The following is an 8,600-nucleotide window of genomic DNA, read 5'->3' as shown; positions in this document are numbered from 1 at the left end:
GCCACGTTCTTGGTCACGTCGGTGCCGGTGATGCCCATGCCCACGCCGATGTCGGCGGCCTTGATGGAGGGCGCGTCATTGACGCCGTCGCCGGTCATGGCGGTGATGGCGCCCCGCTTCTTCCAGGCGGTGACGATGCGCACCTTGTGCTCCGGCTGCACCCGGGCGTAGACGCCATAGCGGGTGATGGCCTCGGCCAGCTGCTCGTCGGTGAAGTCATCCAGCTCGGAGCCGGTGATGGCCTGGTCGGCGCTGTCGATGATGCCCAGCTCCTTGGCGATGGCCACGGCGGTGTCCTTGTGGTCGCCGGTGATCATCACCGGGCGGATGCCGGCCTCCCGGCATTCCACGATGGCGGCCTTGACCTCCGGACGCACCGGGTCGATCATGCCGGTCAGACCGATGAAGCACAGATCCTGCTCCAGGAAGTCGGGCTCATTGTTGTGGGGGTTCTGGGGCCAGGGACGCATGGCGGCGGCCAGCACGCGCAGGGCCTTGTCCGCCATGTCCTTGTTGGCCTGCAGGAACTCCGCCCGCTTTTCCACCGTCATGGGCACGGCCTTCTGGCCGTCCCAGTAGCGGGTGCAGCGCTTGAGGACCACGTCCGGGGCGCCTTTGGTATACTGGATGAAGGCATCGCCGGAAGCGTGCAGGGTGCTCATCATCTTGCGGCCGGAATCAAAGGGCGCCTCGTCCACACGGGGCTGCTTGGCTTCCAGGTCGGTCTTTTTCATCTCCAGGGAGGCAGCGTAGTTCACCAGGGCCGCCTCGGTGGGCTCGCCGATGGCGCCCTCGGGGGCGTACTCGGCGTCGGAGCACAGGGCCATGGCGGTGGCCAGCGGGGGTTCGTCGCCCACATGCTCCACCACGGTCATCTTGTTCTGGGTCAGGGTGCCGGTCTTGTCCGAGCAGATGACCTGGGCGCAGCCCAGGGTCTCCACGGCGGTGAGGCGGCGGATGACCGCATTGCGCTTGCTCATGTTGGTCACGCCGATGGACAGCACCACCGTGACCACGGTGGCCAGACCTTCGGGGATGGCGGCCACGGCCAGGGAGACAGCCACCATGAAGGTGGACAGGATGGCATCCAGGCTGAACTCACCGTGGGTGATCAGGTTGAAGGCAAAGATGAAGACGCAGATGCCCAGCACCAGCTTGGACAGGGTACGGCCCAGCTCGTCCAGCTTGCGCTGCAGGGGGGTCTGCTCGTCCTGGGTGGCGGCCAGGGCCCCGGCGATCTTGCCCATCTCGGTGTCCATGCCGGTGCCGGTGATGACCATCCGGCCGCGGCCGTAGACCACGGTGGAACCCATATAGCACATGTTCTTGCGGTCGCCCAGGGGCACGTCCTTGCCGCCCTCGGCGGGCAGCAGCTTCTCGATGATCTTGTTCACCGGCACGCTCTCACCGGTGAGGGCGGCCTCCTCGATCTTCAGGCTGGCGCTTTCCAGGATGCGGCCGTCGGCGGGGACGCTGTCGCCCGCCTCCAGCAGCACGATGTCGCCGGGGACCAGCTCGGCGCTGGGCAGGCTGACGTGCTTGCCGTCCCGCAGCACCTTGCTGGTGGCGGCGGTCATGGTCTGCAGGGCTTCAATGGCGGCTTCGGCCTTGCTCTCCTGATAGACGCCCAGCACCGCGTTGAGCAGCACCACCACCAGGATGATGATGACCTCGGCCATGCTTTCGCCCTCGATGAGGCTGGTCACGGCGGACACCGCGGCGGCGCACAGCAGGATGATGAGCATGGGGTCTTTCAGCTGCTCAATGAAGCGCTGCAGCAGGGTGGCCTTCTGGGCTTCCTTGAGCTTGTTGGGGCCGTGCTCCTCCAGACGGCGGGCGGCTTCCTGGCTGCTCAGACCGTCGGGGGAGGCGTTTTCCTGCTGAAGAACTTCTTCGGCAGACAGTTCGTAACTTTTCACGCTGTGAACTCCTTTCGCTTTCGGGCGGGGAAAAGGCCCCGCCATCCCTCTCTACCTATTATATATAAAAACGAGACCCATACACCAGGGACTTTTGGAAAGCCGATGGCGTATGAGTCTCATTCTTTGCGGTTTCTTTGCTGCAAAGGCGGCACCGGGCGCCAAAGCGCCGGGGTGACGATGCCGCCGCACGCCCCGAAAGGGCGCGGAACTACTCCCTCAGACGATGGAAGGCCTTACAGGGTCAGGATGCCCAGACCTTCCAGCAAAATTTTCAATCCCATCAGAATCAGCACCACGCCGCCGGCCCGCTCGGCCGCCGCCTTGTACCGGGTGCCGAAGAGATTGCCGATCTTGACCCCCGCTGCGGACAGCAGGAAGGTGATGACGCCGATGAAGCTCACCGCCGCCACGATGTCGGTGCCGGTGGCCGCAAAGCTGACCCCCACGGCGAAGGCGTCGATGGAGGTGGCCACCGCCAGGGGCAGCATGGCCTTGTGGGAAAAGTCAGGGGTGACTTCCTCCTCCTCGCCGAAGCTCTCCCGCACCATGTTGGCGCCGATGAGCCCCAGCAGCACAAAGGCCACCCAGTGGCCGAAGCTGCCGATGATGCCGGCAAAGCCGGAACCCAGCCAGTAGCCCAGCAGGGGCATGAGGGCCTGGAAAGCGCCGAACCACACACCGCAGATCAGCGCGTGGCGGGGCTGCATCCTGCGCACCGAAAGCCCCTTGCAGATGGACACCGCGAAAGCGTCCATGGAAAGGCCCACGGCGATGATGAAAAGGTCTGCCAGTGACATTGAACAACCACTCTCCCGTTTTGTGATGGGCGGGCGGGATAAAAAAAACGAGACCTATCCCGCCCTGCCGTGCAAGGCAAAAGATAAGTCTCGCTGTTTCATCTAAAGCCAGGGTTGCCCCAGTATGTTGGCCCTATCACGCGGAATTTCCGCGCCAGCTACTCCCTTATGCAGCGAATACCATACCATGTTCCCGGGCCGTTAGTCAAGAATAACCGACAGGGAAAAACCGGGCGGAAGCCGCCCCCGGAAGGTTTTCCACAGTTTTCCCGCGTTTTGCACAGCCTTTACACGGCGTTTTCCGCCAAAAGTTGAAAACTCCGGGCAAAATGTTGAAAACTCCGGGCTTTTGGGGGCGAATATTACGAAATGATGAATACAGCCGGTTGATTACCACCCCGTATAACGGTTTTTCACGTTGAAAATGTTGAAAACCCTGTGGAAAGTGTGGAAAACTACTTTGTTTTCCACAAACTACAACTTTTGATTGTGTGCCCCCGGGAGGGCCTGTGATAGATTCGACAAACAAATGTTGAACTTGCCCCCGGGAAATGGTACAATAGCATAATAAACCGTCCGCCGCCCAGCGGCGGAAAATCCCGGTTTTCCACAAGGAGGTTTCCATGAATTGGCTGGACAGGCTTGAGCGCCGTTACGGCAAGTTCGGTATTCCCAATCTTTTGAATATTGTGCTGGTGGGCCAGATCATCGCCTGGGTCATCATCATGTTCATCAATCTGAATTTCATCGAAGCTCTCATGCTCACCCGGGCGGGGCTGTTCCACGGGCAGATCTGGCGGCTGGTCAGCTTCATCTTCATGCCCAGCCTGCAGACCCGGCCTTTCTGGTTTCTGGTGGAACTGTACTTTTACTGGTGGGTGGGCAACTCCCTCACCCGTGCCTGGGGGGATTTCCGGTTCACCGTCTACTGGCTGGCGGGCATGCTGGGGGCCATCCTCAGCTGCCTGATCACCGGCTTCGGCAGTTCTGCGGGGCTGTTCCTCAGCCTGTTTTTTGCCTATGCCTGGATGTGGCCCAACCAGCAGGTGCTGCTCTTCTTCATCATTCCGGTGAAGGTGAAATGGCTGGGCTGGGCCGCCGCAGCCTACTGGGCCTGGCAGTTCCTGACCGGGAGCTTTTCCTCCCGCATCACCCTGCTGTTCGGGCTGGCGGGTTTCCTGCTCTTCTTCGGCCGGGAGCTGTGGGACTGGTGCCATGACACCATCGCGGGCTACAAGCGCCGCAAGGACTGGGAGAACCGCTGGAAATAAAACCCCGGCGCTTCCCTGCATTCTTTTGTTATCCACTCTTATAAGGAGGAATCACATATGAAACTCATCACTGCCATTGTCAACAAGGAAGACTCCAAGGCTGTCTGCTCCGAACTGGTGCGCAACAAGTTCTACGTCACCCGTCTGGCCACCACCGGCGGGTTCCTGATGGCGGGCAACATGACCCTGCTCATCGGTACCGAGGACGAGCGGGTGGACGACTGCATCGCCTGCATCTCCAAGTGCTGCAAGCAGCGCACCGAGATCGTGCCCGGTGCGGCTTCCATCGGCCTGGGCATGGAGAGCGCCATGCCCATTGAGGTCACCGTGGGCGGCGCCACCGTCTTTGTGACCAACGTGGAGCGCTTCGAAAAACTGTGAGCACCACCCTTGGCATGCTGGGCCGTCTGGCCGGCAACCATGCCCTGAAAGAGGACCTGACCACGGCGCTGCGCTCCGGCCGGCTGCCCCACAGCATCCTGCTGGTGGGGGAACCGGGCTGCGGGGCGGGCTTTGCCGCGCGCTGCCTGGGGGCGGATTATCTCTATCCCCAGGGGGGCGCCCACGCCGAGGCCGTTCTGCGGGGGCAGGACAGTGAATGTCTGACCATCCGGGGGGAAGGCGCCTCCGGCCAGATCAAGGTGGAGCGCATCCGGGACGCCCGGGAAAAGATCCAGCACAGCGCCCTGTCCGCCGACGCGGCGGGGCGGGTGCTCTTCATCTACGGGGCCCAGAACCTGAACGGGGCTTCGGCCAACGCCATGCTGAAGATCATGGAGGAGCCCCCCGAAGGGGTGCTCTTCCTGCTGACGGCTTCCAGCGCCGCCGCCGTGCTGCCCACCATCCGCAGCCGGTGCGCCGCCTACACGGTGGCCCCGGTGCCCGAAGCCGAATGTGCCGCCGCCCTGCGGGCGGCGCTGCCCCAGATCGACGACCGGCAGGCCGCGGATCTGGCCTTTCTGTATGAAGGGCACATCGGTTCGGCCCTGGCGGTGATGAACGATCCCGCCGTGAAGGCCGCCCGGGCCGCCGCCCGGGACCTGTGCCGTCAGGCCGAAGTCCGGGACACCTACCGGGCCGCGGCCCTGCTGGCCAAGTATGAAAAAGACAGGGAGGGCGCCGCCCGCCTGCTGGTGCAGACCCGCACGGCGGCCAGCGCCGCTTTGCGCCGCCCGGGGTTCGACGGGCTTTCGGCCCCTGCGGCGGCACGGTTGGCCCGGGCGGCCGGGGATGCCGCCAAGGCCATGGCCGGCAACGCCAACCTGCGCCTGACCCTGACCCTGCTGGCCGCCGCGGCCACCGCCCAAGACCCATAAAACCAAAAGGAATTTATCTGCCATGAAAGTCATTTCCGTAAAATTCAAGGAGAGCGGCCGCTCCTACTATTTTGACCCCGGGGTGCTGGAGATCCAGACCGGGGAGTTCGTCATTGTGGAGACCGCCCGCGGCGTGGAATGCGGCGAGGTGGTCCGGGGCTGCCACGACCTGCCGGACACCGGCTTTTCCCGGGAGATCAAGCCGGTGCAGCGCATGGCCGATGGCATGGACATCCGCCGCATGCGCCAGAACCGCACCGACGAGCGCAAGGCCTTTGCCATCTGCGAGCAGCGCATTGCCGCCCACAAGCTGCAGATGAAGCTCATCGACGCCGAATACACCCTGGACCGGAACAAGCTGGTCTTTTACTTCACCGCCGACAACCGGGTGGATTTCCGGGAGCTGGTCAAGGACCTGGCCTCCCAGTTCCACACCCGCATCGAACTGCGCCAGATCGGCGTGCGGGATGAAAGCAAGATGCTGGGCGGTTTGGGCGTCTGCGGGCAGCCCTTCTGCTGCAGCCGGTTCCTCAAAAACTTCCAGCCGGTGTCCATCAAGATGGCCAAGGAGCAGGGACTTTCCCTGAACCCGGCCAAGATCAGCGGCGCCTGCGGGCGGCTGATGTGCTGTCTGGCCTATGAGCAGAAGAGCTACGAATACCTGAACAGCATCACCCCCCAGGTGGGCAGCGTGGTGCGCACCCCCGACGGGGAAGGCACCGTCACCGAGGTGAACGTCATCTCCGGCACCCTGAAGGTGCGCTGCGTGGAGAGCCTGACCCCCAAGACCTACAAGCGGTCGGAGTGCGAGTATCTGCGCGGGGGACGCCGTGCCCCGGTGAAGCCGGACAAGGAGGACTGACCCATGGCCGGGACCCTGTACATTGTGGCCACCCCCATCGGCAACCTGGACGATATGCCGCCCCGGGTGGCGGCCACCTTCGGCGCGGCGGATTTCGTGGCGGCGGAGGACACCCGGGTGACTTTGAAGCTGCTGAACCATCTGGGGCTGAAAAAGCCCATGGTCAGCTATTATGAACATGCGCTGCACCACGGGGCCGCCATCCTGGAACGCATCGAGGCGGGGGAATCCTGCGCTCTGTGTTCGGATGCGGGCATGCCCTGCATCAGCGATCCCGGTGAGCAGATCGTCACCGAGGCCCTGGCCCGGGGCATCCATGTGGTGCCGGTGCCGGGGGCTTCGGCCTGCGTCACCGCCCTGGCCGTGTCCGGGCAGAAGACCGGCCGGTTTGTGTTTGAAGGGTTTCTGCCGGTGCCCAAAAAGGAGCGTCGGGAGCGTCTGGAGGTTTTACGGACCGAGACCCGGACCATCCTGTTGTATGAAGCCCCCCACAAGCTGCGCACCACCCTGGACGACCTGATCAAGACCTGCGGGCCGGACCGGTCGGTGACCCTGTGCCGGGAGCTGACCAAGCTCCACGAGGAGATCAACAAGACCACCCTGGGCGAAGCGGCGGCGCTGTACGCCGGGACCGAGCCCCGGGGGGAATATGTGCTGGTGCTGGCCGGGGCGGAGCCCGCGGCCGAGGAGGCGGAGGCCCCCACCCTGGAGGACGCCGTGGCGGCTGCCCGCACCCTGATGGAGGGCGGCACCCCGCCTTCCGCGGCCGCCAGACAGGCCGCCGCCGGGACCCCCTATTCCAAGGGGGAGATCTACCGGCAGCTGGTGCGGGGGGACTGACCCCGCCGGCACAACAAAGGACAGAAAGGGAGTTTTCCCATGGCGGAAGATACATCTACGATTCTGGTGGTCAGCGACACCCACGGGCGTCTGACCCGGCTGCGGTGGATTCTGCGCTTTGAAAAGGCCGACGCCCTGTTTTTCCTGGGGGACGGCCTGTATGATCTGGACCAGGCCATCCTGCAGAACCGGGTCCAGCCCCCCTACCCCATCTACCGGGTGCGGGGCAACTGCGACTTCGGAGCCCACGACCCCACCGAGGGTCTGGCCCCCTTCGGCGGGGTGCTGTTTTTCTACACCCACGGCCACCATTACGGGGTGAAAGCCAGTCTGGGCCAGCTCCAGGAGGAGGCCGCCGACCGGGGCGCCGATGTGGCGCTCTTCGGCCACACCCATTACAAGACCCTGCGGGCCGCCACCGCCGCCACCCCGGCGCTGTTCAATCCGGGCAGCCTGCGGGACACGGGCAGCTACGGGGTCATCACCATCACCGACGGACAGTGTTCCTTCGGCTGGAAGCAGGTGCCGCAGGACCTATGACCGAGACAAAAGAACCCAACACCCTGATCTGGCTGGACGAGACGGACAGCACCAACACCTGGGCCAAAGCCCATCTGGACAAATTCGGCCCGGTGGGGGCGGTGTACACCACCAGCCAGACGGCGGGCCGGGGACGGCTGGGCCGCCAATGGGTGAATGCCAACGGGCAGGCGCTGTATTATACCGCCGTCCTGCAGATCCCGCTGGCGGACACGGCAGCCCTTTCCCTGTATTCCAGTCTGGCGGCGGCCCGGGCGCTGCGCCGGCACTACGGGGTGGACTGCCGCATCAAATGGCCCAACGACCTGCTGCTCCACGGCAAAAAGATCGTGGGCATCCTGTGCGAGACGGTGGTGCAGGGCCATCAGGTGACCGCCCTTTCGGGCATCGGGTTCAACCTGGCCCAGCCCCAGGGGTATTTTGACGCCGCGGGCCTGCCCCACGGCACCAGTCTGGCCCTGCAGGGGGCGCAGGTGCATCTGCCCGAAGATGCCCATGCCCTGGCCCGGAACCTGACGGCCTTCGGGTTTGACCGGGAGCTCTACCCCTTTGAGCGGGAAGGCTTTGCCGCCTGCCGGGAGGAGTACAAGGCCCTGTGTGTGAACCTGGGCCGCCACGTCACCTTTGCGGGCGGCAGCGGCACGGCGGTGGACATTGACGAGCAGGGCCGCCTGGTGGTGGAAGACGATGCCGGCGGCGACGTACATGTGTTCACCGGCGAGGTGAGCGTACAGGGCATTTACGGGGCGGTGTGACACCGCCTCTTTTTTGTTTGCCTCTTCCCTTCCCTCTTTGCCGCCTGCCGCCGCCTGCGGCAGAAACTTTTGCGAAACATTCCTCCCAGCGCCCTTTGCACAATTGTACAAAACAAGGCGAAACGTCTATTTTTTGCAGGTATATTTATTCGTTGTACCGAGCATTTTTGCAAAAGCGCATGTTTCCTGCGAAATTAACAGAAAGTTCACAGGAAGATAATAAATTTTTCGCAAGTATTGGGTATTGTATTAGCACAGGGAACGGAGCCGCAACCGTTACCCTGGAACATGATTCCT

Annotated in this window: 9 protein-coding genes; 7 read left to right on the top strand and 2 right to left on the bottom strand. The window is 63.6% G+C overall.

Annotated features, from left to right (window positions below; all coding sequences use genetic code 11):
* Together Q0K17_RS09140 and Q0K17_RS09135 are read right to left on the bottom strand one after the other, a co-directional pair.
* Positions 1-1,919: HAD-IC family P-type ATPase (locus tag Q0K17_RS09140; protein ID WP_294542449.1), on the bottom strand; the 1,919-nt coding region annotated here is incomplete at its 3' end.
* 236 nt (positions 1,920-2,155) lie between these two features.
* Positions 2,156-2,719, bottom strand: a complete 564-nt coding sequence (locus Q0K17_RS09135) for a manganese efflux pump MntP family protein (protein WP_294542448.1) — start codon at positions 2,717-2,719, stop codon at positions 2,156-2,158.
* A 623-nt stretch (positions 2,720-3,342) separates the two neighbouring features.
* Between Q0K17_RS09135 and Q0K17_RS09130 the strand changes: the two genes are divergently transcribed.
* Genes Q0K17_RS09130 through Q0K17_RS09100 form a run of 7 tightly spaced genes read left to right on the top strand, consistent with a single transcriptional unit; the run spans position 3,343 to position 8,303 of the window.
* Positions 3,343-3,990, top strand: coding sequence for a Rhomboid family protein (locus Q0K17_RS09130; RefSeq protein ID WP_294542447.1), 648 nt, complete (start codon positions 3,343-3,345; stop codon positions 3,988-3,990).
* 57 nt (positions 3,991-4,047) lie between these two features.
* On the top strand, positions 4,048-4,371 hold the full coding sequence (locus tag Q0K17_RS09125) for a cyclic-di-AMP receptor (protein WP_294542446.1): 324 nt from the start codon (positions 4,048-4,050) through the stop codon (positions 4,369-4,371).
* Positions 4,368-5,306 carry a hypothetical protein gene (locus Q0K17_RS09120; protein ID WP_294542445.1) on the top strand — a complete coding sequence of 313 codons (939 nt, stop codon included), beginning with the start codon at positions 4,368-4,370 and terminating at the stop codon, positions 5,304-5,306. The genes Q0K17_RS09125 and Q0K17_RS09120 overlap by 4 nt, the downstream gene beginning before the upstream one ends.
* Positions 5,307-5,328: 22 nt before the next feature.
* Positions 5,329-6,168 (top strand): stage 0 sporulation family protein, encoded by an 840-nt coding sequence (locus tag Q0K17_RS09115; protein ID WP_294542444.1) that lies wholly within the window; start codon positions 5,329-5,331, stop codon positions 6,166-6,168.
* 3 nt (positions 6,169-6,171) lie between these two features.
* On the top strand, positions 6,172-7,008 hold the full coding sequence (gene rsmI, locus Q0K17_RS09110; RefSeq protein ID WP_294542443.1) for a 16S rRNA (cytidine(1402)-2'-O)-methyltransferase: 837 nt from the start codon (positions 6,172-6,174) through the stop codon (positions 7,006-7,008).
* A 39-nt stretch (positions 7,009-7,047) separates the two neighbouring features.
* A complete protein-coding gene (locus Q0K17_RS09105) occupies positions 7,048-7,548 on the top strand; it encodes a metallophosphoesterase (RefSeq protein WP_294542442.1) in 501 nt (166 codons plus the stop codon).
* Positions 7,545-8,303, top strand: a complete 759-nt coding sequence (locus Q0K17_RS09100) for a biotin--[acetyl-CoA-carboxylase] ligase (protein WP_294542441.1) — start codon at positions 7,545-7,547, stop codon at positions 8,301-8,303. Before Q0K17_RS09105 ends, Q0K17_RS09100 begins: the two co-directional genes overlap by 4 nt.
* Positions 8,304-8,600 lie beyond the last annotated feature (297 nt).

Source organism: uncultured Gemmiger sp., from assembly GCA_944388105.1.
Classification (GTDB): Bacteria; Bacillota; Clostridia; order Oscillospirales; family Ruminococcaceae; genus Gemmiger.
This window is presented reverse-complemented; position numbering and strand designations above follow the sequence as displayed.